A 24,876-nucleotide genomic window follows, 5' to 3' on the forward strand; every position below is an offset into this window, starting at 1 on the left:
GAAGGGATAACCCGGGGAGGACTTCCTCCCCGGAGGAAGGGAATAGCTTACTTCTTGACCTTGTCCTTGAGGGCCTTGCCCGGCTTGAAGGCGGGGTACTGGGTGGCGGGGATCTTGATCTTCTCCTTGGTGCCGGGCTTCACGCCGGTGCGGGCCTTGCGCTTGCGCACCTCAAAGGTGCCGAAGCCGGTGAGCTGCACCTTGTTGCCCGCCGCCAGGGCCTCCTCCACCTTGCTCAGGAAGGCGTCCACCGCCGCCTTGACGTCTTTCTTCTTGAGGCCCGCAGCCGCGGCCACCTGGTCCACCAGATCCGCTTTGGTTACCGTCTTCTTTGCTGCCATTCTTTACCTCCTTTCCCTTTTCCCTTCCGGGCGGAATATATCACGCTTTAAGGTCCTCGCGCAATACCCCTGCCCATTTCTATACTTGTGTATAGCTATATGTGATAGCGGAAGCATTGACTCTAGCGGTAGCGAGGGGGGAGAAGTTCCCGTACCCGGGCCTCTATTTCCCGGGTGAGGTTTTCCAGCTCCTGGTGGGTGACCTTGCTTTTCCTTGGAACGGGGATGGGTTCCCCGTAGACCACCCGGATAGGGCGGCGGAGCCGGAAGAGCTTTTTCCCCACGGGCCAGGCCTCCTCCGTGCCGATGACCGCCACGGGCACCACCGAGGCGCCCGCGCGCAAGGCGATGGCCGCCACCCCGGTCTTAAAGGGCTGGAGCTTTCCGCTCCGGCTTCTCGTGCCCTCGGGGAAGATGCCGAAGGCCATGCCCTTTTCCAGGGCGCGGATGGCGCTTTTCACGGCGGAGAGGTCTCCTGTGCCCCGCTCCACGGGGATGGCGTAGAGGCGGGGAAGGAGCCAGGAGAGGAAGGGGAGTCGGAAGACATCCGCCCGGGCGAGGAAGCTCACCGGCCGCCGCACCCCTGCCCCTATCGCGATGGGGTCCAGGATGGAGAGGTGGTTGGCCGCCAGGATCACCGGGCCCACCTGGGGAACCCTTTCCGCGCCCTCCACCCGGTAGCCGAAAAGGAGGTGGAGGAGAAACCGGGCCAGGCGCCAGGCCGCCCGGTAGACGGGGTTGGGCTTCGTGGCCTCCACGCCCCTCAGTCTAAGGCCCGGAGGGCGCGGAGGGCCTCCAGGTGGGCGAGCCTCAGGGGCTCGGGAAGGCGGTAGCGGGTGGGAAGGCGCCTCACGAAGGCCAGGGCCTCCTCCAGCCCAGTTCGGTGTCCCGGGGAGACGTAGAGGGGTTTGGCCCCGGCTCGGCTCCGGTAGGCGTAGCCTATGGGCCTGCCATCCGGGGCGAGGAGGCGGACGGCGCTTCCCGCTTCACGAGGGAGAGGCCTCTCCAGGCGGCCAAAGAGGAGGCTTTTGGCCACGCCGATGCTGGGTAGGTCCAGGTGGACCCCCAGGTGGCTGGCGATGCCTAGGCCCCTAGGGTGGGCGATGCCCTGCCCGTCCACGAGGAGGGCCTCCGGGGCCTCGGGGAGGGCCTTCAGGGCCAGGAGGTAGGCGGGGGCCTCCCGGAAGGAGAGAAAGCCCGGGATGTAGGGGAAGAGCTCCGCCTCGGGGAGGAGGCCTTTCCCCACGAAGAGGGGCCCCCTTTCCAGGTGGTAAAGGACGGCCACGGCCAAGAGGGGCTTCCCCCGCTTGTGGGAGGCGTCCAGGGCGGCGATGCGTTTTACCCCCTCGAGGCTCCCCTCCACCCTCACCCGGGCGGCGAGGGCCTTCTGGAGCCTTGCCGCCTCCTCTAGGCTCCCGGGGCGGGGAAAGGGGGGAATGTCCACGCCTAGCTCGCCTCCCGGAGCCTCTCCAGCACCTCCTGGTCCGAAGGGTCCACCCCGTAGAGGAGGGCGAGGTAGTAGGCGGTCCAGGCCAGGCGGTACCAGAGGGCCATGGCCTGGGCGAGGCGGCTCCCCTCCGGGGCGGGCACCTCGGCGAGAGCGTCCACCCGGGTCTCCAGGATCTCCTTGGCCAAGGAGGCGGCCTCCCCCCCTCCTAAGAGGACCGCCGCCAGGGGGTCCCCCTGCTCGTGGCGGGCCTCGAGGCCCGTGAGGAAGAACTCCAGGGCGCTAAAGGGCGGGGTCAAGGAGAGGTTCTTGCCGATGCGGGCGAAGAGGCTTTGGGCGGCCCCCTCGAGGGGACGAAAGAAGGGGCTATAGAAGAGGGGAAGCCGTTCCAGAAGGGTGTAGGCCAGGAACTTGGCCGGGTTCTCCTCCAGGGGCACCTCGGGGGCGAGGCGCCGCCTTTCCCGGAGGAGGGCCTGGTCCACTTCCTCCAGGGCCTCCTCCCTTCCGGTGGCGAGGAGGAGGAAGCGGAGGTAGCGGTAGGGGCTTAAGGGGCTGGGGGCCAGGTAGACCTCTCCGCCCTCCCGGAAGCCCACCCGCACCACCCGCGCCCTTCCCGACTCCGCCAGGAGGCCCATGGCCGCGGCCTCCCCCAGGTCGTACCCCCCTTCCAGGAGGAAGAGGGTGCCCTCCTCCACCCACTCGGGGAGGGAGAGGAGCTGGGCGGCGAACCACCCCTCCCCGTAGGCCAGGACCCCGTGGGGGCCGGGGTAGGCTTCGGGGGGCACGGGGCCCGTGCTCACCAGGTCCCGAAGCTCCAAGGCCAGGCCCCGGCGGTCGGCCAGGTAGTTTTCCTCCCGGTCCAGGTCGCGCATACCCCTTATGCTAAACCCCGTGCGCCTCTTCGCGCCCAAACCCGTGGCCCGCATCTGGGGAGGAAGCGCCCTGGGCTTCGGCCCGGGGATCGGGGAGGTGTGGCTCTGCGAGGAGCCGCTTCTCGTGAAGCTCCTGGACCCGGCGGAGTGGCTTTCCGTCCAGGTGCACCCGCCCCACGCCTACGCCCTAAGGGTGGAGGGGAAGCCGGGCAAGTACGAGGCCTGGTACGTCCTCTCCTCGGGGGAGATCGTTTACGGCTTTGGCCAGCCCGTGGCCCGGGAGGAAGCGCTGAGGCGGGCGGAGGAGGGCCGCCTGGAGGAGGTCCTCCGGCGGGTGCGGGTGGAGCCCGGCCAGGTGGTCTACCTGCCCGCGGGGGTGGTGCACGCCCTGGGCCCGGGCACCCGGGTCTACGAGGTCCAAACCCCCTCGGACATCACCTACCGCCTCTACGACTACGGCAGGCCCCGGGAGCTCCATCTGGAGAAGGCCCTGGAGGTGGCCCTCCTGGAGCCCACCCCTCTTCCCGAGGCGAGGCCCGAGCCCGTGGAGGGAGGGGAGAGGCTCCTTTCCACCCCCTACTTCTGCCTCTACCGCTATCCCCTAAAGAGGCGGCTTGCCCTGAGGCCGGAGGCTCCCCTGATCCTCACCCTCCTAGAGGGGGAGGCTCGCCTAGGGGAGAGGGTTTTGCGGCCCTTCGCCACCTTTCTTCTGGAGGCCAAAGAGGAGGCCCTCCTGGAAGGGGAAGGGCTCGTCCTGGGGGCTAGCCCAAGAGGCGCCTGAGGAGGGCCTCTACCCTAGGGGAAGGTTTTTCGCCAAGCTCCTCCCAGAGCCGCTTCCGGTAGCGCTCCAGGTGGGCTTGGGCCCGGGCCCGCTGCCCCCGGGCCAGGCACCCCTCCACCAGGGGGAGGAGGGCCTCCTCGTCCAGGGGGTCCAGCTCCAGGAGCCGCTCCAGATAGCGCGCCTCCCCGCGCTTGAGGAGAAGGGCCCGCACCCGGTGGAAGACCTCCTCCCGCTTCCGGTCCAGGAGGGGGTGGTCCAGACCGGGGAAGAGGGGCTCTTGGTAAAGGGCGTAGACCTTCTCTGCGTCCCTCTGCTTTAGGGCCTCCTCCAGGGCGTGGAGGTCGCAGTCCACCCGCCTCAGGCCTTCCTCGCCCAAGTAGGTGGGGACACCCCAGGGCTCGAGGGCCTTCCTGAGACGGTTCAGCCAGACGTAGAGGTTGTTCAGGGCGGCCTCCTCGGAGAGGTCGGGCCAGAGGGCGAAGGCCACCTCCTTCCGGGGAAGCCCCAGGAGGAGGAGGGCGAAGACCGCCTGCTCCTTGCCCTTGAGCTCCACCCCGCCCAAAGGGTTCCTCACCCGGAAGGTTCCCAGGACCTCCACCTGGAGAGGGGGGATTTCGGCGAGCCTCAGGGCCACGGCCTCCTTCCAGCCGCTCCTCAGGACCTCCCCCAGGGGGTAGGCCCGGGCGAGCTCCGGGCGCTTCCGGGGGAGGAGCCCTAGGGGGACGAGGCCCGGGAGGACCCGCTCCCTGGCGTCGGTTAGGGAGAGGAGGGCCTCGAGGTCTTCCTCCTCCTGAAGGAGGCGGTAGCGGGCGGCGTGCCAGTGGAGGCGCTCCTCCCGCTCCTCGGGGTAGGGAGGGAGGAGGGCGGGGTCCTCGAGGAGGAGGGCCCGGGCGAGGGCGGGGAGGAAGCCCTGGAGGCCCTGGAGGAGGCCCGGGTCCCGGCGGAGCCCGGCGAGGAGGGCCCGCCCCCGCGCCACCAGGTAGGGGTTCTCCAAGAGCTCCGCCTGGGCCACCAGGCGGGAAAGCCCTTCGGCGTCTTCCTCCAGGTGGGCGAGGAGCATCCGGGCCTCGAGGGCGGCCAGGGGGTGGCCCTCGGCCTCCTGGGCCCTTTTCAGGCGCTCCCGGGCCTTCTCCCTCTCCCCGAGGAGGAGGTAGAGCCGCCCCAGGTCCCGGAGGTGCCCCGCCAGGTTGGCGGGCCCGAGGGGCCCGAGGCGTTCCACCGCCTCCTCCAAGGCGGCGATCCGCCCGAGGAGGCTTCCTTCCCGCTCAAAGCGAAGGAAGGCCAGGTTGATGAGGGGGGCGAGGCGGTAGGGGCTTTCCAAGGGAAGCCGCCTCAAGGCCTCCTCCAAGAGGGCCTCGGCTTCCAGGAGCCTCCCCTCCTCGTAGGGGACGCGGGCCGCGTCGTTGAGGAAGCGGCCCGCGAGCTCGGGGGGGACCCGGTCCAAGAGGGCCAGGCCCCGTTCCAGGTGGGCCCGGGCCGCCCCTAGGTCCTGGCCCAGAAGGGGGTCGGCCAGGTAGTAGGCCAGGTGGCCGGAGGCCGTGAGGGCCACGCCGGGGTCCGGGGATGCGGCCAGGGCCTCGAGGAGGGCGAACCCCTCCCGCCTTCCCACCTGGAGCAACGCCTCCCCCAGGCGGAGCCGGGCCCGGGGGCCGCCCCGGCGCAACACGCCCTCCCAGGCCACGAGCCTCTCGGCGGGGATGGGGAGAGGGATGGGCTTCTCCAAGAGCTCAAGGAGCTCCTCCTCAAGCCCCGCCCCGAAGAGGGCCTCGGCCAGAAGCTCCGGGGGAAGCCGGCCCTCGGCCCCCCGCACCGCCTCCCGGACCTCCTCCCCCAGGGTCCTGAGGGCCATCCCCCGGAGGAGGGGGTGGAGGCGGTAGCCCGCGGGAACCTGCTGGAGGAGGCCCTTCTGGAAGAGGCCCTCCGTGACGGGGAGGGCGTGAGCGGAGGGGAGGAGGGGGAGGGCGGCGAGGAGGAGGCCTTCCCGGAACTCCTCCTCTGAAAGGCTTTCCCTTAAGCCCTGGAGGAGGGCCTCGGGCTCGGGGGACCTTCCGGTGAAGGCGGAGAGGAAGAGGGGAAGGGCCCAGCCCCCCGTGGCCCGGTGGGCCTCCCGCCACCCCTCCCGCCCGCCGAAGAGGGCCTCCGCCTCCTCCTCGGTGAAGGCGAGGTCTGGGGCCTGGAGGTGGACGAGCCTTCCCTCGGCGAGGAGCTTGGGGAGCTCGGGGTAGGGGAGGGGTTTGCGGCTCGCCAGGACCAAGAGGCAAGGTAGGGTGCGGAGGAGGGGGGAGAGGGCCTCCTCCCCGGTGAGGTCCTCGAGGACCACGAGGGAGGGCGCCTCCCCTAAAGCGGCCACCACCGCGTTCCAGTGGGCCTCCCGGGGAAGGCCCAGGGCCTCGGCCAGAAGGGCCCTCGGCTCCCCCAAAAGGGCGCTCGCCCAGAGGGCGCGGAGGCCAAGCCTGGCGGCGAGCTGACCGGCCAGGACGCTTTTGCCGAAGCCCGCCGGGGCCTCGAGCCAGACGCAAAAGCCCGGCTCCTCGGGGAGGAGGTCTAAAAGCCTTTTCCTCTCCAGGTAGACCGGGCTTGACCAGGCCAGGGCCATGCTTGGCTTCTATTCTAGCCAAGGTCCGCCCTTGACCAGACCCCCTCCCCGCCCCGAGACTATGAAGTCATGGACCGGCCCTTTCTGGACCTCCCTCCCTGCGGCCCTCTGCGGGGGGTCTTGCGGGTTCCCGGGGACAAGTCCGTCACCCACCGGGGCCTCATGCTCTTGGCCTTGGCCGAGGGGGAGGGAAGGCTCCTTTACCCCTTGAAGGCGGGGGACACCCTCTCCACGGCCCGGGTCCTTAGGGCCCTCGGGGCGGAGATCGTAGAGGAGGGTCCCCACTTCCTCGTGCGGGGGCGGGGCCTCCGCCTGGAGGAGCCGAAGGACGTCCTGGACTGCGGCAACGCCGGGACCCTCATCCGCCTCCTCCTGGGCCTTCTCGCCGGGCAGGAGGGGCTTTTCGCTGTGCTCACCGGGGACGCCTCCTTGCGCCGGAGGCCCATGGGGAGGGTGGCGGAGCCCCTTCGGGCCATGGGGGCGAGGGTGGACGGGCGGGAGAGGGGGGAGAAGGCTCCCCTTGCGGTGCGGGGCCAGGCCCTGAGGGGCATCCGGTACGCCCTCCCCGTCCCCAGCGCCCAGGTGAAGAGCGCCCTCCTCCTCGCCGGCCTCTTCGCCGAAGGGATGACGGAGGTGGAGGAACCCCTACCCACCCGGGACCACACGGAAAGGCTCTTCCGCCACTTCGGCCTGCCCCTGGAGGTGGAGGGCCGGCGGGTGCGCACTTGGCGCACGGGCCCCTTTCCCGCCAAGGACCTCGTGGTCCCCGGGGACTTCTCCTCGGCGGCCTTCTTTTTGGTGGCGGCCCTCCTTACCCCGGGCTCGGAGGTGGTGGTGGAGGGGGTGGGCCTCAACCCCACCCGAACCGGCCTCCTCCGGGTCCTCAGGGCCATGGGGGCCGACCTGGAGTGGCAGGTGCTGGAGGGGGAGGCGGGGGAGCCCGTGGGGTGGGTGCGGGCCCGGTATAGCCCCTTAAAGGGGGTTTCCGTGGACCCTTCCCTCATCCCCCTCATGGTGGACGAGGTGCCCATCCTGGCCGCCGCCGCCGCCTGGGCGGAAGGGGAGACCCATATCCCGGGCCTGTCCGAGCTCCGGGTGAAGGAGTCGGACCGCCTTTCGGCCATCGCCAGGAACCTCCGGGCCCTCGGGGTGGAGGTGGAGGAGGGCCAGGACTGGCTCAGGATCCGGGGCGGGGGAGTGCGGCCCGGGGAGGTGGAGCCCTTCCACGACCACCGCATCGCCATGGCCTTCGCCGTGGCGGGCCTGCCCGTGGGGGTTAGGGTCTGGGATCCGGAGTGGGCCGAGATCTCCTACCCCGGCTTCTTCCAGGACCTGAAGGGGCTATGCGCGGCATCGTGACCATAGACGGACCCTCGGCCTCCGGGAAGAGCTCCGTGGCCCGGCGGGTGGCGGAGGCCCTGGGGGTGCCCTACCTCTCCAGCGGCCTCCTCTACCGGGCGGCGGCCTACCTGGCCCTCAGGGCGGGGGTGGACCCGGGGGACGAGGGGGCCCTTCTCCGCCTCCTGAAGGCGCGTAGGGTCCGGCTCCTAGCGGAGAGGGCGGGCAACCGGGTTCTCGCGGAAGGGGAGGACCTCACCCCCTTCCTCCACACCCCGGAGGTGGACCGCGTGGTCTCGGAGGTGGCCCGGCTTCCCGGGGTGCGGGCCTGGGTGAGCCAGAGGCTCAAGGAGGTGCCGCCGCCCTTCGTGGCCGAGGGCCGGGACATGGGCACCCGGGTCTTCCCCGAGGCGGACTACAAGTTTTACCTTACGGCGAGCCCCGAGGTGCGGGCCTTGAGGCGCTCCCGGGAAAGACTCCAGGACTACGAGGAGGTGCTCCGCGACCTCCTTCTGCGGGACGAGAAGGACCGGGACCAGAGTGCCCCGGCTCCCGATGCCCTCCTCCTGGACACCGGGGGCCTCACCCTGGAGGAAGTGGTGGCCCTGGTCCTTGCCCACCTCGGGAGGTAGGCGTGGTCCCCGGGGCCAAGGAGAGGCCGGTCCAGGAGTTCTTGAACCTGGTCCTCTACCGCCCCCTGGCCCACCTTGTGGTGCGCCGCCTCCTCCCCACCCCGGTGCGGCCCCACCACCTGGTCCTCTTCCACACCCTCCTCGCCCTCCTCGCCGCTCTTCTCGCCTACCGGGGGGAGGGGCTTGGGGCGGCCCTCCTCCTCCAGCTCAAGACCGTTCTGGATAACGCCGACGGCCAGCTCGCCCGCCTCCGGGGGGAGGTCACCGAGCTCGGCCGCTACCTGGACACGGAGCTGGACTTTCTGGGCAACCTCGCCCTCTTTTGCGCCCTCGGCCTGCGCACGGGGGAGGTGGGTAAGGCCCTCCTGGCCTTTTTGGTCTTCACCCTGGTCCAGTCCTACGACTTCAACCTGGAGAGGCTCTACCGCCTTCACCGGGGGCTCGCCCTTCCCCAGGGGCCCCTGGACCCCGAAACCCCCCTCCTCCGCCTCCTCCGGGGGATTTACCGCCTCCTCTTCCTGCCCCAGGACCGGGGCATCGCCGCCCTGGAGGCGGGCTTGGCGGGCCGGCTTGGCCTGGACCCCCGCCGCTTTTGGGACGAGGGGACCCTGGCGGGGGTGGTGAACCTGGGCCTCACCACCCAGCTCTTCTTCCTAGGAGTGTTTCTCGTCTTCCGCCAGCCTGGCGCCTACCTCACCTTCGTCCTCCTCCAAGGCGGGTATCTTGGCCTTTGGTACCTATGGAGGATCGCCCGCAGTATCCCATCCCCACGGTAGGGGCCTTGGTGGAGAAGGAAGGCCTTGTGCTCTTGGTGCGCACGGCCAAGTGGCGGGGGCTTTGGGGGGTGCCCGGGGGGAAGGTGGAGTGGGGAGAGGCCCTGGAGGAGGCCCTGAGGCGGGAGTTCAGCGAGGAGGTGGGCCTCGCCCTTTCCCGCATCCGCTTCGCCCTTTTGCAGGAGGCCATCTTCAGCCTCGAGTTTTACAGGCCCACCCACATGCTCCTCTTCAACTACTTCGCCCGGGCGGAAGGGGAGGTGCGCCCGAACGAGGAGATCCTGGAGTGGGCCTGGGTGGAGCCCGAGGCGGGGCTCGCCTACCCCTTGAACACCTTCACCCGGGCCCTTCTGGAGCGCTACCTGGAGGAAGGATGAGGACCGCTTTGGTGACGGGAAGCGCTAAGGGCATCGGGAGGGCCATCCTCCTCGCCCTCGCCCGGGAGGGCTACGCCGTGGCCGTCCACTACCGCGCCTCCGAGGCCCTCGCCGAGGCCACCCGGGAGGAGGCGGAGGCCCTCGGGGTGAGGGCCATCAAGGTCCAGGCCGACCTCACCCGGGAGGAGGAGGTGGCCCATTTGGTGGAAGAGGTGCGCTACCACTTAGGGGGCGTGGGCGTTTTGGTGAACAACGTGGGGGACTACCTCTACAAGCCCATAGAGGAGGTGAGCCTGGAGGAGTGGCGCTGGATCCTGGACACCAACCTCACCGCCACCTTCCTCCTCACCCAGAAGGTCCTCCCCCTCATGGTGGAGCAGGGCTATGGCCGCATCGTGAACCTGGGCTACGCCGGGGCGGGCAACCTCCTCGCCCGGACCCACATCACCCCCTACGCCATCGCCAAGACCGGGGTGATCCTCTACACCAAGGCCATCGCCAAGCGCTTCGCCCAAGCGGGCATCACCGCCAACGTGGTGGCCCCCGGGGTGGCGGAGAACTCGGTTTCCAAGCCCCTCCACGAGATCCCCATGGGGCGGCTCGCCCTTCTTGAGGAGATCGCCCAGGCGGTGCTCTTCTTCGTGCGCGAGCCCTACCTCACGGGCCAGGTGCTGGAGGTGGCGGGGGGGTGGAACCTTTAGCCCATCATGATGTGCTAAACTGTGTCCATGGGCCGGAACCTTACCCTGAGGCTTCCTGAGGACCTAGTACGCCGAGCCCGGGAGGAGGCGCTGCGCCGGGGGAAGAGCCTAAACGCCTTTGTGGAGGCCCTTTTGCGGGAGGCCGTGGGAGAGGAAGAGGGTGAGGCCTTCGCCCGTCAACTCTCTTGGATGCGTAGGGGACTTTACCGTACCGGGGGTGGAGCCTTGCCTTCCCGGGAGGAGCGGCATGCCCGTGGGGCTTGAGTTCGTGGATACCAACGTCTTGGTCTACGCCTACGATCTTTCCTCTCCGGAGAAAAGGACACGGGCCATCGCCCTTCTGGAGCCCCTTCTTTTGCAGAGAAGGCTAGCCCTCTCTTTGCAGGTGCTCCAGGAGTTCTACGTGGTGGTGACCCGCAAACTCCCAGAGCCTTTAGATGGGGAAACTGCCAGGCAGATCCTGGGAGATCTGGGGAAAGCCCGCCTGCACCTACCGACCTTGGAGGATGTCCTCTCCGCCTCCCTCCTCTCGGAGCGCTACCGCCTTTCCTTCTGGGACGCCATGGTCCTGCAAAGCGCGAAGGCTTTGGGGGCCAAGGTGGTGTGGAGCGAGAACCTCCACCCCGCTTCCTACGGGGGGGTGCGGGTAAAGAACCCTTTTGCGTGATACCTTAGCTTCGTGGACGGAAACGCCCCTGAACCCCAGTACTGGGACAAGATGCGCCTGGTGGCCGAGGTCTTGAAGGCGGTGGAGGGCCCCGTTTATATCGCCACCCACGTGGACCCGGACGGGGACGCCATCGGGAGCTCCTTGGGGCTTTATAGGGCCCTCAAGGCCCTGGGCAAGGAGGCCTACTGGGTGGCCGAGCCCCCGAGGTTCCTCCGCTTCCTCCCCAAGGAGGAGGAGTACTCCGACCCCGTGGATAAGCTCCCTCCGGGGGCCACCTTGGTGGCCCTGGACAGCGCCGAGCCTTCCCGGGTCGTGGGGGTCCCCGTGGAGGGCTTCGTCATCAACATTGACCACCACGGCACCAACCCCCGCTTCGGCCACCTCGCCGTGGTGGACCCCTCCAAGGCGGCCACCGCCCAGATGGTGAAGGACCTCATTGACCTTTTGGGCGTGGGGTGGACGGCGGAGATCGCCACCCCCGTCCTCACGGGCATCCTCACCGACACCGGCAACTTCCGCTTCGCCAACACCACGCCCGAGGTTCTTCGGGTGGCGGCGGAGCTTTTGGGCTACGGGGTGAGGCTCGCCGAGCTCACCGACCGCCTCCAGTTCCGCCCCCCTTCCTACTTCCGCCTCATGGGGCAGGTGCTTTCCACCGTGGCCTTCCACTTCGGGGGGCTTCTCGTCACCGCCCACCTTCCGGAAGGGGCCCAGCGGGAAGAGGAGGACTCCGACGACTTCGTGGGCCTCATCCGCTACGTGGAGGGGAGCGTGGTCTCGGTCTTCCTCCGCAAGCGGGAAGAGGGGGTGAAGGTCTCCATCCGCTCCCGGGGCGGGGTCTCGGCCCAGAACATCGCCCTGAGGCTCGGGGGCGGGGGGCACGTGCCCGCCGCCGGGGCTACCCTGAAGGGCCTGGACCTGGACCAGGCCTACGAGGTGGTCCTCGAGGCCGTCCGGGAGGAGCTCACGCGGGCGGGGTACCTCTAGGGGGGTTCCAGAGCAGGGGAGGATGGGATAGGAGGAGGGGGGCGATCTCCTCCCCCGGCTCCAAAAGGAGGCGGTGGCGGTAGTGGCTCCCCCGGGGTTCCCGGTACGCCTCCAGGTTGCCCCCTTCCTCCACCAACCACACCTCGGGGATGCCGCTTTGGGCGTAGAGGGTGAGCTTCTTAAGGTCCACCTCCCGGGTGGAGAAGCTGACCTCCACCACCAGGAGGACGTCCTCGGGCTCGGGGAGCTTCGCCCGGTAAAAGTCCTCCCGGGGTTTGAGCAAGGCCAGGTCCGGCTGGGGAAGGGAGTGGGGGGAGAGATGCAATGGGTTTTGCACGTAGACCAAGGCCCGGTCCCCGTAGAGCCTTTCCAGCTGCTTGGCCAGGTAGGTCACCAGGCTGGCGTGTCCACTGCCGATGGGAGCCATCTCGTAGACCTCACCCTCCAGAAGCTCCAGGTGGAGCCCTTCCGGGGCCTTCTCCAAGAGGCCCTGGAACTCCTCGAGGCTCAGGCGGTGGCGGATCATCTTCCCAGTTTTAGGCCCCGTACTTGAGGAGCTTCCCCGCGTGGGCGAGGAGGAGGGGCATGAGCTCCACCCCCCGGAGGTGGCCGAGGCTTCCCCTTAGGGCCTCCCCTTCCGTGAAGCGCCTCGCCCCGTCGGCCCGCAGGTAGGGGGCCTTCAGGAGGAGGGGCACGGGGTGCCAGGAGTGGGCCTTGAGGAGGGCGGGGGTGGAGTGGTCCCCCGTGATGGCGAGGACGTCCGGGCCCAGGGCCAGGATCTCGGGGAGGAGGGCGTCAAAGAGCTCAATCTTCTCCACCTTCCCCCAGAAGTTCCCGTCCTCCCCCATGGCGTCCGTCTTCTTCACGTGGAAGTAGAAGAAGTCGTACCGGTCCCAGTTCTCCCTCAGGGCCTCGAGCTTTCCCTCCAGGGCGTCCCCCTCCCCCTCCACGGGGAGGACCTCCATGCCCACCAGGCTGGCCAGGCCCTTGTACATGGGGTAGCTGGCGATGGCGGCGGGGGTAAGCCCGTAGACCTCCCCCATCCTGGGGAAGCTCGGTTTCTTGGAGGCTCCCCGGAAGAGGGCCCCGTTCATCCGGGGCTCGTCCTTGAGGACCTCCTGGATCCTCTGCGAAAGCAGGTTGACGATACGGGCCGTCTTCTCCGAGGCCGGGTCCAGGGCCTGGGCCCTTAGGGGGGGTAGGCCCGGCTTCTGGGGGTCGGTGTCCGTCACCTTGTCCTCTAGCCCTTCCCCCCTGAGGATCACCAGGAAGCGGTGCTCGCTTTCGGTGTAGAAGTGGACCTCCACGTCCTCTAGGCGGGGGATGGCCTCCTTGAGCCTGGCGACGACCCTTTGGTTCTCCTCGGTGCTGGGCCTTCCCGCCCTCCGGTCCACCACCTTGCCCTCGGCGAGGGTGGCGAAGTTCCCCCTTAAGGCCACGTCCCCCTCCCGGAAGTCGGCCCCGAGGCCCAAGGCGGAAAGCGCCCCCCGGCCCACCACGTAGCGGAAGGGGTCGTAGCCGAAGAGGGCCAGGTGGCCGGGGCCGGAGCCGGGAGCGAGGCCGGGGTAAACCGGGGTGAGAAGGCCTAAGGCGCTCTCCTCCGCCAGGCGGTCTAGGTTTGGGGTCTTGGCGGCCTCGAGCTCCGTGGGGCCCCCCGGCTCCAGGGGAAGCCCCCCCACGCCGTCTAAGACGATGAGGAGGACCTTGCTCGGGGTCTTCTGGGCGAGCTCCTTGAAGACGGGGAAGAGGTCCATGGGGCCATTTTACTGGGGTAAGATGGGCGGGTATGGCGAAGGAGAAGGGCCTAACCCCCCAGAGCCAGGACTTCAGCGAGTGGTACCTCGAGGTCATCCAAAAGGCCGAGCTCGCCGACTACGGGCCCGTGCGGGGGACCATCGTGGTCCGCCCTTACGGGTACGCCCTTTGGGAGAACATCCAGGGGGTTCTGGACCGCATGTTCAAGGAGACGGGCCACCAGAACGCCTACTTCCCCCTCTTCATCCCCATGAGCTTCCTCAAGAAGGAGGCCGAGCACGTGGAGGGCTTCTCCCCCGAGCTCGCCGTGGTCACCCACGCCGGGGGCGAAGAGTTGGAGGAGCCCCTGGCGGTGCGGCCCACCTCGGAGACGGTCATCGGCTACATGTGGTCCAAATGGATCAAGAGCTACCGCGACCTGCCCCAGCTCCTCAACCAGTGGGGGAACGTGGTGCGCTGGGAGATGCGCACCAGGCCCTTCCTCCGCACGAGCGAGTTCCTCTGGCAGGAGGGGCACACCGCCCACGCCACCCGCGAGGAGGCGGAAGAGGAGGTGCGGCGGATGCTCTCCATCTACGCCAAGCTCGCCCGGGAGTACGCCGCCATCCCCGTGATTGAGGGCATGAAGACCGAGAAGGAGAAGTTCGCGGGGGCGGTCTACACCACCACCATTGAGGCCATGATGAAAGACGGCAAGGCCCTCCAGGCGGGCACGAGCCACTACCTGGGGGAGAACTTCGCCCGGGCCTTTGACATCAAGTTCCAGGACAAGGACCTCCAGGTGAAGTACGTGCACACCACGAGCTGGGGCCTCTCCTGGCGCTTCATCGGGGCCATCATCATGACCCACGGGGACGACCGGGGCCTTATTTTGCCCCCACGCCTCGCCCCCATCCAGGTGGTCATCGTCCCCATCTACAAGGAGGAAAGCCGCGAGCGGGTTCTGGAAGCCGCCTGGGGCCTCCGCCAGGCCCTCCTCGCCCAAGGCCTCCGCGTCCACCTGGACGACCGGGACCAGCACACCCCGGGCTACAAGTTCCACGAGTGGGAGCTCAAGGGGGTGCCCTTCCGCGTGGAGCTCGGGCCCAAGGACCTGGAAGGGGGCCAGGCGGTGCTGGCGAGCCGCCTTGGGGGCAAGGAGACCCTGCCCCTCGCCGCCCTCCCCGAGGTGTTGCCCAAAAAGCTTGAGGCCTTCCACGAGGAGCTCTACCAAAGGGCCCTCGCCTTCCGGGAGGCCCACACCCGCAAGGTGGACACCTACGAGGCCTTCAAGGAGGCGGTGCAGGAGGGGTTCGCCCTGGCCTTCCACTGCGGGGACAAGGCCTGCGAGAAGCGCATCCAGGAGGAGACCACCGCCACCACCCGCTGCGTGCCCTTTGAGGCCGAGCCCGAGGAGGGCCCTTGCGTCCGTTGCGGCAGGCCCTCTCCTTACGGCAAGCGGGTGGTCTTCGCCAAGGCCTACTAGGCCATGCCCCGGGTCCTGGGCCGCAGGATCTACTGGCGCTGGTACGGGGAGGTCCTCCTTTCCGGGGGGGTCCTCCTCAGGATGTCGGGGGACGCCGCCAAGTGGCTGAGGCTGGGGGAGCGGGTGAGGCTTCGCACCGAGCTCAAGAAGCCCTTCCTCGGCTTTGAGGAGTACGCCCTCGAGGCCGCCTTCCCCCTCTGGCCCCCCTTCGCCAAAACCCTGGAGCACGTTCGGGAAAGCCCCTTGGGGGGCGAGGCCTACCGCTACCGCCTTAGGGCGCGGGAGGCCACCTACGAGGGAGATTACGAGGCCATCGCCGAGCTGGAGCAGTTCCACTACGCCTCGGAGAAGGAGGTGGTGGCCCTCTGGGTCTGCACCCGGTGCCGCAAGACCCTTCCCGCCAACGCCAAGCCCCTCTGCGACTGCGGCGGGGAGGCCAGGCTCAAGGAGATCCGGGGCTCCACACCGGCGAGCCGCTTCCTGGTGCTGGAGCTCGTGGAGCGCCTCCCCTTTGAGCCCCGGATCCTCGGCTACCTGCGCCTAGACCCCCCCATCCCCCGCATGCACCGGAGGACCCCCGAGGGCGTGGAGCGGGATATCCGGGAGAAGATCTTCCCCAGGGACTGGTTCCACCCCACCTACGAGGGCGGGGCGGACTGGGAGAAGGTCCTGGACCGGGTGGAGACGGCCGCCGCCCGCATCGCCCGGGTGGTGGTCCACCCCGACTACCGCTCCGAGGGCTTCGGGGCGCTTCTCGTGCGGGTGGCCCTGGAGTGGGCGAGGGAGCGGGGGGCCCCCGAGGGGAGGCGGGAGAAGCACCTCGTCTACACCATCGCCCAGATGGCCCGCTACCACCCCTTTTTTGAGAAGGTGGGCTTCCGCTACCTCTTTGACACCGCCTCGGGAAGGCCCGTCCTCTTCTACCCCCTCACGGAGGAGGCCGAGGCTTACCTGGAGCGATTCCTCCAGGAAGACCCCTACGCCCGTGCCCACGGGGGGCGGCTCTATAGGCCCCGGTTCGGGCGGGTTTCGGGGCTAAAGGGCCCCATCCGCCTTGCCGGGGTCCACAAGGCCTACCGGAGCCACCTGGACCTTTCGGGGCTTTCCGAGGAGGTGCGGGAGGCCCTCCTCGCCTTCGGGGTGAAGGCGAGGCGGTTGGAGCGGGCGGTTCTCAAGGGCGTGGACCTGGAGATCCCCCCGGGAAGCCTCGTGGTCCTGGCCGGGGCGAGCGGGGCGGGGAAGACCACCCTTTTGCGCCTCCTCCTGGGGGAGGCCCCGGACCTCGGGGAGGTGGCGGTCCCTCCGGGAAGGCGGGTGGCCTACATCCCCGGGGAGGTGGAGGTGGACCTGGGGGAGGCGCCCATCCTCGAGGCCGTCTACCGGAGGCTAGGGGACGTGGGGGCGGCCATAGAGGTGCTGAACCGGGTGGGGCTTTCCGACGCCGTGCTCTACCGGGCGAGGCCCAAAGAGCTTTCCACCGGGCAAAGAGAGCGCTTCCGCCTCGCCCTCCTCCTCGCCGAGCGCCCCGACCTCCTCCTCATAGACGAGTTCGCCGCCCACCTGGACGTGCCCACGGCGAGGCGGGTGGCCCTGGGCCTGGGGAAGCTCTGCCGGGAGGCGGGGATCACCCTGGTGGCCGCCACCCACCGGCCCGAGGTGGTGGCCGCCCTGGACCCGGACCTTCTCGTCTACGTGGGCTACGGGGGGCTCACCACCGTACCCCGGAGAGGTCCACGAACATGACCCGCCCGGGCTTTTTGGGGACGTAAAGGGGCTTTTCATAGCGGAAGGCGTTCTCCAGGACCCAGGCAAAAAGGGGTCCTTCCCCGGCGTAGGCCCGGAGGAAGGCCTCCTCCGCCCGGTGCTTCTCCCGGTGGGCGAGGAGCTCCTCCACGCTGAAAGGCCCCTCCACCCCCACCAGGTCCGCCTGGCCGATGAGCCTCCCCCCGGTGACGATGCCCAAGGGGCCCCGGTGGTGGGCTTTCCGCTTGCGGATCTCCCAGACCTTCTTCCCGTCCACGATGAGGCTGGCGTAGGGTTCCCGGACGATGAGGCCGAGCTTGGGCCTTTCCACCTCCTCATTGTAGAGTGGAGGGCGTGGCGTGCCCGGAGGAGGGCAAAAGGGAGAAAAGGGCCCGGGCCCAAAGGATCCTGGAGGCCCTGGAGAAGGCCTACCCTGGGGCCCGCACCGAGCTTAGGCACGAAAACCCCTTCCAGCTCCTCGTGGCCACGGTCCTCTCCGCCCAGGCCACCGATAAAAGCGTGAACGAGGCCACCCCGGCCCTCTTCGCCCGCTTTCCCGACGCCAAGGCCCTGGCGAAGGCCACCCCGGAGGAGGTGGAGCCCTACATCCGGAAGATCGGCCTCTACCGCACCAAGGCGAAGAACCTGGTGGCCCTGGCGAGGAGGCTCGTGGAGGAACACGGGGGAGAGGTGCCCAGGGACAAGGAGGCCCTGATGCGCCTTCCCGGGGTGGGGTGGAAGACGGCCACCGTGGTGCTGGGGGCGGCCTTTGGGGTGCCGGGGATCGCCGTGGACACCCACGTGGCCCGCCTCGCCCGGAGGCTCTGCCTCTCGGAGGCCAAGGCCCCGGAGAGGATCGGGAAGGACCTCGAGGCCCTCTTCCCCAAGGAGCGGTGGGTCTTCGTCCACCACGCCCTGGTCCTCCACGGGCGCTACGTGTGCACCGCAAGGAGGCCCCGCTGCGGGGCCTGCCCCCTCGCGCCCCACTGCCCAAGCCGCGAGGTCTAGCGCCACCCCACGCGGGCTTGGGCCGGCGTGGGGGGCTATTTGGGGATTTCTGAGGCCGGGCGCGAGAAGGGGCATAAGAAAGGAGACGCTTTGCGCGAACCCTCTCCCGCTTACCGCTTTCTCTTGGCAGGCTTCCTCTGGTCCTTCGGGGGGAACCTGGTCTACTTCTTCCTCAACTTCCACCTCGAGGCCCTGGGCTTCTCCCGCCAGGCCATCGGCCTGGCCCAGGCGGTGGTCCTCCTCTCCGGGGTGGCCTTCGCCCTGCCCCTGGCCTACCTCATCCCCCGCCTGGGCTACCTGAAAAGCCTCTACCTGGCCTTTTTCCTCGCCGTGGGGAGCGGGTTCCTTCTGGGCCTGGGGCTTTGGGTCTTCCCCTCCCTGGCGGGCTACGGCCTGGCGGGGGCCCTCCTGCAGGGGGCCTCGGCCCCTCTCCTCGCCCAGCTTGTCCCCGAGGGGAAGCGGGTGGCCTTCTTCAGCCTCCAGGCCGCCCTCACCACGGCGAGCGGCTTCTTCTCCACCCTGCTTGCGGGCTACCTCTCGGACCTCCTCGGGGCGCGGTGGGTCCTCCTCTTCGCCCTGCCCTTCTTCTTCCTGGGCCTTCCCCTGGTGCGGGGCCTGCCCGCTGGAGTGGGGGAGGGCAGGCCCCCCCGCTTCCTGGGCCGGGTCCGGGCGTGGCTCAGGCTCCTTTTGCCCCAGGTGCTCATCGGCTTCGGGGCGGGGCTCGTCATCCCCTTTCTGAACCTCTTCCTCAAGGAGAAGTTCGGCCTCACCTACGGGACCACGGGGCTGGTCTTCGCCCTCTCCTCCCTGGCCACGGGGGCGGCCATGCTCCTCCAGCCCCTTCTTGCGCGAAGGCTTGGGCGGCTTGGGGCCATCGTCTTCGTCCAGGCCCTCTCCCTTCCCTTCCTCGCCGCCCTGGCCTGGGCTCCCTGGCTTCCCCTGGTCACCCTGGCCCTCCTCATCCGGGGGGCCCTGATGAACGCCGCCGGGCCCGTCTACGCCGCCTTGGTCATGGACTACCTGGCCGAGGAGGAGCGCCCCGGCTTCTTCCTCCTGGAAAGCGCCCTCTGGAGCCTCCTCTTCGCCCTGGCGAGCGCCCTTTCCGGGGCGGTGCAGGGGGCCTTGGGCCTTAGGGCCTTTGACCTCCTCTTCGGGGCCACCCTCGCCCTCTATACCTTGGGCATCGCCCTCTGGCCCTGGGCCTTCCGGGGGCTAAAGCGGGTAGACTGAGGTGCGATGCGGACGAACCTCTCCGTGGAGGAAGCCCTGGAGGTGGTCCTCGAGGCGGCTCAGGGAAAGCTTCCCGTGGAGGAGCTTCCCCTCAAGGAGGCCTTCGGCCGGGTGCTGGCGGAAGACCTCGCCTCCCTGGTGGACCACCCCGACCAGGACGACACCGCCATAGACGGCTACGCCTGCCGGTCGGAAGACACCTTAGGGGCCTCCTTAGAGCGCCCGGTGCGCCTCAAGGTCATCGGGGAGTCCCCGGCGGGGAGGCCCTTCCCCGGCGAGGTGGGGCGGGGCGAGGCCGTGGCCCTCTACACCGGGGCCCCCATCCCCAAGGGGGCGGACGCGGTGGTCCGGGTGGAGGACACCAGGCGGAAAGGAGATGAGGTCCTCCTCTTCGCCCCCGCTTCCCCCAAGGACATCCGCCCCAAGGGGGATGACCTCAGGCGGGGAGAGGTCTACCTGAGGCGGGGGGACCTCCTCACCCCGGGAAGGCTCGGCCTGGCGGCGGCCATGGGCCACCCCCGCCTCAGGGTCTTCCGGAGGCCCCGGGTGGGGGTCCTCTCCACCGGGGACGAGGTGGTGGAGCCGGGGGAGCCCCTGCCCTATGGCGGGGTCTACAACTCCAACGCCTACAGCCTCATGGGGCTGGTCCTCGAGGCGGGGGGGGAGCCCGTCCTCTTAGGTAAGGTCCCGGACGAGCCGGAGGCGGTGCTCGCCAAGCTGGAGGAGGCGGGGCCTTTGGACCTCCTCCTCACCTCGGGGGGCGTGTCCATGGGGGAGTACGACGTGGTGCGCAAGGTCCTGGAGCGCCACGGGGAGGTGGTCTTCTGGAAGGTGAGGCAGCAGCCCGGGGGGCCTCTCCTCTTCGCCAGGCTCGGGGGGCTTCCCGTCCTCGGCCTTCCCGGCAATCCCGTCTCCAGCATGGTCACCTTCTTCCTCTACGGGAGGCCCTTCCTCTTTAGGCTCCTTGGGCGCACCGACCCCCCCTACGGCCGCATGCGGGCCCGGGCCCTCACCCCCTTCAAGGGGGCCAAGGGGAAGAAGGTCTTCCGCCGGGGGGTGCTCTCCGTGGCCGAGGGGACGGTGCGGAGCACGGGGAACCAAAGCAGCGGGGTCCTCCGCTCCATGGCCTTCGGGAACGCCCTGGTGGTCCTGCCCCCCGACCAGGACGCTTCCGAGGGGGAGGAGGTGGAGGTCATCCCCTTGACTTTCGTGCCCTAGTTCACTAAACTGGAAAGGTTTACGGGCGCTACCTCCCTTTTCGGGCGCAGGTGGGCCCGGAAAGGCAGAGCATGGAGTTCAAAGACTTTCCCCTGAAGGAAGAGATCAAGGAAGCCCTCCTCAAGCGGGGCATCACCGCCCCCACCCCCATCCAGGCGGCGGCCCTGCCCTTGGCCCTGGAGGGCAAGGACCTCATCGGCCAGGCCCGCACCGGCACGGGCAAGACCCTGGCCTTCGCCCTCCCCATCGCCGAAAGGCTCGCCCCGAGCCGGGAAAGGGGAAGAAGGCCCCGGGCCCTGGTCCTCACCCCCACCCGGGAGCTCGCCCTCCAGGTGGCCTCGGAGCTTTCCGCCGTGGCGCCGCACCTTAAGGTGGTGGCGGTCTACGGGGGCACGGGCTACGCCAAGCAGAAGGAGGAGCTTGCCCGGGGGGCGGACGTGGTGGTGGCCACCCCGGGGCGGGCCCTGGACTACCTGAGGCAAGGGGTCTTGGACCTCTCCCAGGTGGAGATCGCCGTCTTGGACGAGGCCGACGAGATGCTCTCCATGGGCTTTGAGGAGGAGGTGGAGGCCCTGCTTTCCGCCACGCCCCCTTCGCGCCAGACCCTCCTCTTTTCCGCCACCCTCCCCTCCTGGGCCAAAAGGCTCGCCGAGCGCTACATGCGAAGCCCGGTGGTCATCAACGTGGTGCGGGAGGAGGGGGTGACCTACGAGGAGGAGGCCATCCTGGCGCCTTCCGACCGCCTGGGGCTCCTCTCCGACCTTCTTTACGTGAAGGCCCCCAAGCGGGCCATCGTCTTCACCCGGACCAAGGCCGAGACCGAGGAGGTGGCCGCGGGGCTCCTCCGCCTGGGCCACGCCGCCCGGGCCATCCACGGGGACCTGTCCCAGTCGGACCGGGAAAGGGTCATGCGGGCCTTCCGTGAGGGGGAGGTGCGGGTCCTGGTGGCCACGGACGTGGCCGCCCGGGGGCTGGACATCCCCGAGGTGGACCTGGTGGTGCACCACCGCCTCCCCGACAAACCCGAGACCTACCAGCACCGCTCCGGGCGCACGGGCCGCGCGGGCCGGGGGGGAGAGGTGGTCCTCCTCTACGGCCCCCGGGAAAGGCGGGAGCTTTCCGAGCTGGAAAAGGCCGTGGGCCGCGCCTTCAAGCGGGTGAACCCGCCCACCCCGGAGGAGGTCCTCGAGGCCAAGTGGCACCACCTCCTGGCCCGCCTCGCCCGGGTGCCGGAGAAGGACTACCGCCTCTACCAGGACTTCGCCGCCCGCCTCTTCGCCGAGGGCCGGGTGGAGGTGGTGGCCGCCCTCATGGCCCTCCTCCTGGGGGGCGCCCCCAAGGAGAAGAGCCTCCTCACCGGGGAGGAGGGCTGGCGCACCCATAAGGCCACGGGGCCGAGGCTCTCCTTGCCCAGGCTCGTGGCCCTTCTCAAGGAGCAAGGCCTCGAGGTGGGCAAGGTGGCCGAGGCCGAGGGGGGCTTCTACGTGGACCTCCGCCCCGAGGCCCAGGCCGAGGTGGCGGGCCTCCGCCTGGAGCCCGTAAGGAGGGTGGAAGGCCTCCTGGAGACCCCTTCCCGCCCGAGGCGCCCGGCCCGGGCGTGAGGCCCCCCACGTGGGCTTGCGCCCGCATGGGGTGGTATAAGGCCCCGCCAGGGGCGGGGCCTTGGGGTCTGGTGCGCCCGGAGGGATTCGAACCCCCGACCTAGGGCTTAGGAAGCCCCCGCTCTATCCTGCTGAGCTACGGGCGCCCACGCCTAAGGGATTCTAGCACTCCCAAAGGACCAAGGCAACACCCGCTTTCGCGGGTATAGTCTTTCCCGGGGGAAGGGGGCTTTCCATAAGCGCTCCTTTATCCTCTGGGGCCTCGAGGCCACCTTGTGCCCGGCTTCACGGGAGCGTACCTTGGAGGGAACCATGACCGAGACCAAGGACCTCACCGCCCTTTCGGTGAACGCCATCCGCTTCCTGGCCGTAGACGCCGTGGAGAAAGCGAAAAGCGGCCACCCCGGGATGCCCATGGCCATGGCGCCCTTGGCCTACCTCCTCTTCCGGGAGGTCCTGCGCCACAACCCCTTAGACCCCGCCTGGCCCGACCGGGACCGGTTCGTCCTCTCGGCGGGGCACGGGTCCATGCTCCTCTACGCCGTCCTCCACCTCACGGGCTACGACCTCCCCCTGGAGGAGCTGAAAGGCTTCCGGCAGTGGGGCTCCAAGACCCCGGGCCACCCCGAGCGCGGCCACACCCCGGGGGTGGAGGTGACCACGGGGCCTCTGGGCCAGGGGATCTTCACCGCCGTGGGGCTTGCCCTGGCGGAGAGGAAGCTCGCCGCCGAGTTCAACCGCCCGGGGCACCCCGTGGTGGACCACTACACCTACGTCCTGGCCTCGGACGGGGACCTGATGGAGGGGGTCTCCGGGGAAGCGGCCTCCTTGGCGGGGCACTGGGGGCTTTCCAAGCTCATCGTCTTCTGGGACGACAACCGCATCTCCATTGACGGCCCCACCGACCTCGCCTTCACCGAGGACGTCCTCGGGCGCTACCGGGCCTACGGCTGGCAGACCCTGCGCGTGGAGGACGCCAACGACCTCGAGGCCCTCCGCAAGGCCATCAAGCTCGCCAAGCTGGACGAGCGCCCCACCCTCATCGCCGTGCGGAGCCACATCGGCTTCGGCTCCCCCAAGCAGGACTCCCCCAAGGCCCACGGGGAGCCCTTGGGCCTTGAGGCGGTGGAGGCCACCCGGAAGGCCCTCGGCTGGCCCTACCCGCCCTTCGTGGTGCCCGAGGAGGTCTACCGCCACATGGACCAGAGGGAGCGGGGAAAGGCGCTTAAGGAAGAGTGGGAGCGGCGCCTAAAGGCCTACGCCCGGGCGTACCCGGACCTTTACCAGGAGCTCGTGCGGCGCCTAGAAGGGGAGCTTCCGCCCCTGCCCGAGGCGCCCCCGGCCTTTGACAAGCCCATCGCCACCCGGGCGGCGAGCGGCCGGGTCCTAAGCCTTCTCGCCCCCCGCATGCCCGAGCTTTTGGGGGGAAGCGCCGACCTCACCCCCTCCAACAACACCCAGGCCGAGGGGATGGAGGACTTTTCCCGCGAGAACCCCTTAGGCCGCTACCTCCACTTCGGGGTGCGGGAGCACGCCATGGGGGCCATCCTGAACGGCCTCAACCTCCACGGGGGGTACCGGGCCTACGGGGGGACCTTCCTCGTCTTCTCCGACTACCTGCGCCCCGCCATCCGCCTCGCCGCCCTCATGGGAACCCCCACGGTCTATGTCTTCACCCACGACTCCATCGCCCTCGGCGAGGACGGCCCCACCCACCAGCCCGTGGAGCACCTCATGAGCCTTCGGGCCATGCCGAACCTCTGGGTCATCCGCCCCGCGGACGCCTATGAGACCTTCTACGCCTGGCAGGTGGCCCTAAAGCGCAAGGAGGGCCCCACCGCCCTCGTCCTCACCCGCCAGGCGGTGCCGCTTCTTTCCCCGGAGAAGGCCAAGGGGCTTTTGCGGGGAGGCTATATTCTAGAGGACGCCGAAAAGCCCCAAGGGGTCCTCGTGGCCACGGGGAGCGAGGTGCACCTGGCCCTGAAGGCGAGGGCCCTCCTCCGGGAGAAGGGGGTAGGGGTGCGGGTGGTGAGCCTCCCCTCCTTTGAGCTCTTCGCCGCCCAGCCCGAGGCCTACCGGAGGGAGGTCCTCCCCCCCGGGCTTCCCGTGGTGGCGGTGGAGGCGGGGGCCAGCCTGGGGTGGGAGCGGTACGCGAGGAAGGTGGTGGGCCTGGACCGCTTCGGGGCCAGCGCCCCCTACCCCGAGGTCTACGAGCGGCTCGGCTTCACCCCGGAGAGGGTGGCGGAGGCCCTCCTTTCCCTGCTTTAGCCATGCTGGCCACCTTGCGGGAGGTGCTCCCAGGAAAGGGCCGGGCCGTGGGGGCCTTTGACGTGGTGGGTCTGGAGTGGGCCGAGGCCGTTTTGGAGGGGGCCGAGACCTTGGGCCTTCCCGTGGTCCTCAGCGTGGCCCCCCACCTGGGGGGACCTCCCCTGCCCGCCCTTGCCCCGGCCTGAGGTTCCTGGCCGAAAGCGCCCGGGTGCCCGTGGCCCTGCACCTGGACCACGGGGAGAGCCTTTCCCAAGTGGCCGAGGCCTTGCGGCTGGGCTTCACCAGCGTGATGCTGGACGGGAGCCACCTGGCCCTGGAGGAGAACATCCGCAAGACCCGCCTAGCGGTGGAGGTGGCCCGGGCCTTTGGGGCCACGGTGGAAGGAGAGGTGGGGGCGGTGCCCGGGGGGTATGGCGGGGAGGTGGACCTGGGCCCCGTGGCCTACACCGACCCCGAGGAGGCTTGGCGCTTCCTGGAGGAGACCGGGGTGGACGCCTTGGCGGTGAGCATCGGCACCCGCCACGGCCTGCACAAGGGTCCGGTCCGCCTCAACCTGGCCCTCTTGGAGGAGCTTTCCCGCCTTCCGGTCCCCCTGGTTCTCCACGGGGCCTCGAGGCTTTCCCCGGAGGAGTACCGGGCGGTGGTGGAGCGGGGGATTCGCAAGATCAACCTCTACGCCGACCTGGCCCTTAAGGCGGCGGAGACCCTCAAGGAGGGGGAGGGGGAGGACTACCTCGCCCTGGTGGCCGGGATGAAGGAGGCCCTCAGGGGGCTTGCAGAGGCCCGGATGCGGCTATGGTGGGATTGAAGGCCCTCTTCTTTGACCTGGACGGCACCCTGGCGGAGACGGAGGAGCTCCACCGGGAGGCCTTCAACCGGGCCTTCGCCGAGGCGGGACTTCCCTTCCGCTGGGACCGCGCCCTCTACGGGGAGCTCCTTTGGACCACGGGGGGCAAGGAGCGCATCGCCGCCTTCCTAAGGCGGTGCGGGGACTGCCCGGGGCTTTCCCCCGAGGCCCTGGCCCGGCTCCACGCCAGGAAGAACGCCCTTTACCACGCGCTTTTGCGGGAGGA

The 24,876-nt window shown here is 69.5% G+C and carries 27 protein-coding genes and 1 tRNA gene; 19 read left to right on the forward strand and 9 right to left on the reverse strand.

The window, feature by feature from the left end; genetic code table 11:
• Positions 1 to 47: 47 nt before the first annotated feature.
• From ABJK26_RS01650 to ABJK26_RS01665, 4 genes are all read right to left on the reverse strand, one after another.
• On the reverse strand, positions 48 to 341 hold the full coding sequence (locus ABJK26_RS01650; RefSeq protein ID WP_347240466.1) for an HU family DNA-binding protein: 294 nt from the start codon (positions 339 to 341) through the stop codon (positions 48 to 50).
• Positions 342 to 463: 122 nt separating this feature from the next.
• On the reverse strand, positions 464 to 1,099 hold the full coding sequence (locus tag ABJK26_RS01655; protein WP_347240467.1) for a lysophospholipid acyltransferase family protein: 636 nt from the start codon (positions 1,097 to 1,099) through the stop codon (positions 464 to 466).
• Positions 1,100 to 1,104: 5 nt separating this feature from the next.
• Positions 1,105 to 1,785: an endonuclease V gene (locus ABJK26_RS01660; protein WP_347240468.1), complete on the reverse strand. Its 681-nt coding sequence runs from the start codon at positions 1,783 to 1,785 to the stop codon at positions 1,105 to 1,107.
• Positions 1,786 to 1,787: 2 nt separating this feature from the next.
• Positions 1,788 to 2,660 (reverse strand): SIS domain-containing protein, encoded by an 873-nt coding sequence (locus ABJK26_RS01665; RefSeq protein ID WP_347240469.1) that lies wholly within the window; start codon positions 2,658 to 2,660, stop codon positions 1,788 to 1,790.
• Positions 2,661 to 2,679: 19 nt separating this feature from the next.
• Between ABJK26_RS01665 and ABJK26_RS01670 the strand changes: the two genes are divergently transcribed.
• Positions 2,680 to 3,441: a class I mannose-6-phosphate isomerase gene (locus ABJK26_RS01670; protein ID WP_347240470.1), complete on the forward strand. Its 762-nt coding sequence runs from the start codon at positions 2,680 to 2,682 to the stop codon at positions 3,439 to 3,441.
• Here ABJK26_RS01670 and ABJK26_RS01675 read toward each other — a convergent pair.
• A complete protein-coding gene (locus ABJK26_RS01675) occupies positions 3,422 to 6,037 on the reverse strand; it encodes a BTAD domain-containing putative transcriptional regulator (protein WP_347240471.1) in 2,616 nt (871 codons plus the stop codon). The genes ABJK26_RS01670 and ABJK26_RS01675 overlap by 20 nt on opposite strands.
• Positions 6,038 to 6,106: 69 nt before the next feature.
• Between ABJK26_RS01675 and aroA the strand changes: the two genes are divergently transcribed.
• The 8 genes from aroA to ABJK26_RS01715 are packed head-to-tail and all read left to right on the forward strand — an operon-like array spanning position 6,107 to position 11,515.
• Positions 6,107 to 7,396 (forward strand): 3-phosphoshikimate 1-carboxyvinyltransferase, encoded by a 1,290-nt coding sequence (gene aroA, locus ABJK26_RS01680; RefSeq protein ID WP_347240473.1) that lies wholly within the window; start codon positions 6,107 to 6,109, stop codon positions 7,394 to 7,396.
• Complete coding sequence (gene cmk / locus ABJK26_RS01685; RefSeq protein WP_347240474.1) at positions 7,381 to 8,007, forward strand: (d)CMP kinase; 627 nt, start codon at positions 7,381 to 7,383, stop codon at positions 8,005 to 8,007. The genes aroA and cmk overlap by 16 nt, the downstream gene beginning before the upstream one ends.
• A 2-nt stretch (positions 8,008 to 8,009) precedes the next feature.
• Positions 8,010 to 8,783 (forward strand): CDP-alcohol phosphatidyltransferase family protein, encoded by a 774-nt coding sequence (locus tag ABJK26_RS01690; RefSeq protein ID WP_347240475.1) that lies wholly within the window; start codon positions 8,010 to 8,012, stop codon positions 8,781 to 8,783.
• Complete coding sequence (locus ABJK26_RS01695) at positions 8,747 to 9,157, forward strand: NUDIX domain-containing protein (RefSeq protein ID WP_347240476.1); 411 nt, start codon at positions 8,747 to 8,749, stop codon at positions 9,155 to 9,157. Before ABJK26_RS01690 ends, ABJK26_RS01695 begins: the two co-directional genes overlap by 37 nt.
• Positions 9,154 to 9,858 (forward strand): bifunctional dihydropteridine reductase/dihydrofolate reductase TmpR, encoded by a 705-nt coding sequence (gene tmpR / locus ABJK26_RS01700; RefSeq protein WP_347240477.1) that lies wholly within the window; start codon positions 9,154 to 9,156, stop codon positions 9,856 to 9,858. The genes ABJK26_RS01695 and tmpR overlap by 4 nt, the downstream gene beginning before the upstream one ends.
• Positions 9,859 to 9,885: 27 nt before the next feature.
• Complete coding sequence (locus ABJK26_RS01705; protein ID WP_347240478.1) at positions 9,886 to 10,122, forward strand: DUF6364 family protein; 237 nt, start codon at positions 9,886 to 9,888, stop codon at positions 10,120 to 10,122.
• Complete coding sequence (locus ABJK26_RS01710) at positions 10,106 to 10,525, forward strand: PIN domain-containing protein (RefSeq protein ID WP_347240479.1); 420 nt, start codon at positions 10,106 to 10,108, stop codon at positions 10,523 to 10,525. The genes ABJK26_RS01705 and ABJK26_RS01710 overlap by 17 nt, the downstream gene beginning before the upstream one ends.
• A 12-nt stretch (positions 10,526 to 10,537) precedes the next feature.
• Positions 10,538 to 11,515 (forward strand): bifunctional oligoribonuclease/PAP phosphatase NrnA, encoded by a 978-nt coding sequence (locus ABJK26_RS01715; RefSeq protein ID WP_347240480.1) that lies wholly within the window; start codon positions 10,538 to 10,540, stop codon positions 11,513 to 11,515.
• On the opposite strand, the gene ABJK26_RS01720 is transcribed toward ABJK26_RS01715, so the two are convergent.
• Both ABJK26_RS01720 and ABJK26_RS01725 read right to left on the reverse strand, forming a co-directional pair.
• Entirely contained in the window at positions 11,493 to 12,041 is a 549-nt protein-coding gene (locus ABJK26_RS01720) for a Uma2 family endonuclease (protein ID WP_347240481.1), read from the reverse strand. The genes ABJK26_RS01715 and ABJK26_RS01720 overlap by 23 nt on opposite strands.
• A gap of 10 nt (positions 12,042 to 12,051) precedes the next feature.
• Entirely contained in the window at positions 12,052 to 13,269 is a 1,218-nt protein-coding gene (locus ABJK26_RS01725) for a 2,3-bisphosphoglycerate-independent phosphoglycerate mutase (RefSeq protein WP_347240482.1), read from the reverse strand.
• A 32-nt stretch (positions 13,270 to 13,301) separates the two neighbouring features.
• On the opposite strand from ABJK26_RS01725, the gene proS reads away from it, so the two are divergent.
• Positions 13,302 to 14,735: a proline--tRNA ligase gene (gene proS / locus ABJK26_RS01730; protein WP_347240483.1), complete on the forward strand. Its 1,434-nt coding sequence runs from the start codon at positions 13,302 to 13,304 to the stop codon at positions 14,733 to 14,735.
• Between the two features lie 3 nt (positions 14,736 to 14,738).
• Entirely contained in the window at positions 14,739 to 16,478 is a 1,740-nt protein-coding gene (locus tag ABJK26_RS01735) for a GNAT family N-acetyltransferase (RefSeq protein ID WP_347240484.1), read from the forward strand.
• On the opposite strand, the gene ABJK26_RS01740 is transcribed toward ABJK26_RS01735, so the two are convergent.
• Positions 16,444 to 16,809: an ASCH domain-containing protein gene (locus ABJK26_RS01740; protein WP_347240485.1), complete on the reverse strand. Its 366-nt coding sequence runs from the start codon at positions 16,807 to 16,809 to the stop codon at positions 16,444 to 16,446. The two genes, ABJK26_RS01735 and ABJK26_RS01740, sit on opposite strands and share 35 nt — an antisense overlap.
• A gap of 14 nt (positions 16,810 to 16,823) precedes the next feature.
• Between ABJK26_RS01740 and nth the strand changes: the two genes are divergently transcribed.
• The 4 genes from nth (at position 16,824) to ABJK26_RS01760 (ending at position 21,535) form a co-directional block, all read left to right on the forward strand.
• Positions 16,824 to 17,486, forward strand: coding sequence for an endonuclease III (gene nth / locus ABJK26_RS01745; RefSeq protein ID WP_347240486.1), 663 nt, complete (start codon positions 16,824 to 16,826; stop codon positions 17,484 to 17,486).
• Between the two features lie 90 nt (positions 17,487 to 17,576).
• Positions 17,577 to 18,716: an MFS transporter gene (locus ABJK26_RS01750; protein ID WP_347240487.1), complete on the forward strand. Its 1,140-nt coding sequence runs from the start codon at positions 17,577 to 17,579 to the stop codon at positions 18,714 to 18,716.
• A gap of 6 nt (positions 18,717 to 18,722) precedes the next feature.
• Positions 18,723 to 19,934 carry a gephyrin-like molybdotransferase Glp gene (glp, locus tag ABJK26_RS01755; RefSeq protein ID WP_347240488.1) on the forward strand — a complete coding sequence of 404 codons (1,212 nt, stop codon included), beginning with the start codon at positions 18,723 to 18,725 and terminating at the stop codon, positions 19,932 to 19,934.
• Positions 19,935 to 20,005: 71 nt separating this feature from the next.
• Entirely contained in the window at positions 20,006 to 21,535 is a 1,530-nt protein-coding gene (locus tag ABJK26_RS01760) for a DEAD/DEAH box helicase (protein WP_347240489.1), read from the forward strand.
• Between the two features lie 69 nt (positions 21,536 to 21,604).
• On the opposite strand, the gene ABJK26_RS01765 is transcribed toward ABJK26_RS01760, so the two are convergent.
• Positions 21,605 to 21,681, reverse strand: a tRNA-Arg gene (locus tag ABJK26_RS01765).
• Positions 21,682 to 21,847: 166 nt separating this feature from the next.
• Between ABJK26_RS01765 and tkt the strand changes: the two genes are divergently transcribed.
• From tkt to ABJK26_RS01785, 4 genes are all read left to right on the forward strand, one after another.
• On the forward strand, positions 21,848 to 23,803 hold the full coding sequence (gene tkt, locus ABJK26_RS01770) for a transketolase (RefSeq protein ID WP_347240490.1): 1,956 nt from the start codon (positions 21,848 to 21,850) through the stop codon (positions 23,801 to 23,803).
• Between the two features lie 2 nt (positions 23,804 to 23,805).
• Entirely contained in the window at positions 23,806 to 23,988 is a 183-nt protein-coding gene (locus tag ABJK26_RS01775) for a hypothetical protein (RefSeq protein WP_347240491.1), read from the forward strand.
• Positions 23,989 to 24,011: 23 nt separating this feature from the next.
• Positions 24,012 to 24,611, forward strand: coding sequence for a class II fructose-bisphosphate aldolase (locus tag ABJK26_RS01780; protein WP_347240492.1), 600 nt, complete (start codon positions 24,012 to 24,014; stop codon positions 24,609 to 24,611).
• The coding region (locus ABJK26_RS01785) for an HAD family hydrolase (protein ID WP_347240493.1) at positions 24,599 to 24,876 on the forward strand (278 nt) is incomplete at its 3' end. The genes ABJK26_RS01780 and ABJK26_RS01785, both read left to right, overlap by 13 nt.

Source organism: Thermus sp. (assembly GCF_039793865.1).
Taxonomy (GTDB): domain Bacteria; phylum Deinococcota; class Deinococci; order Deinococcales; family Thermaceae; genus Thermus.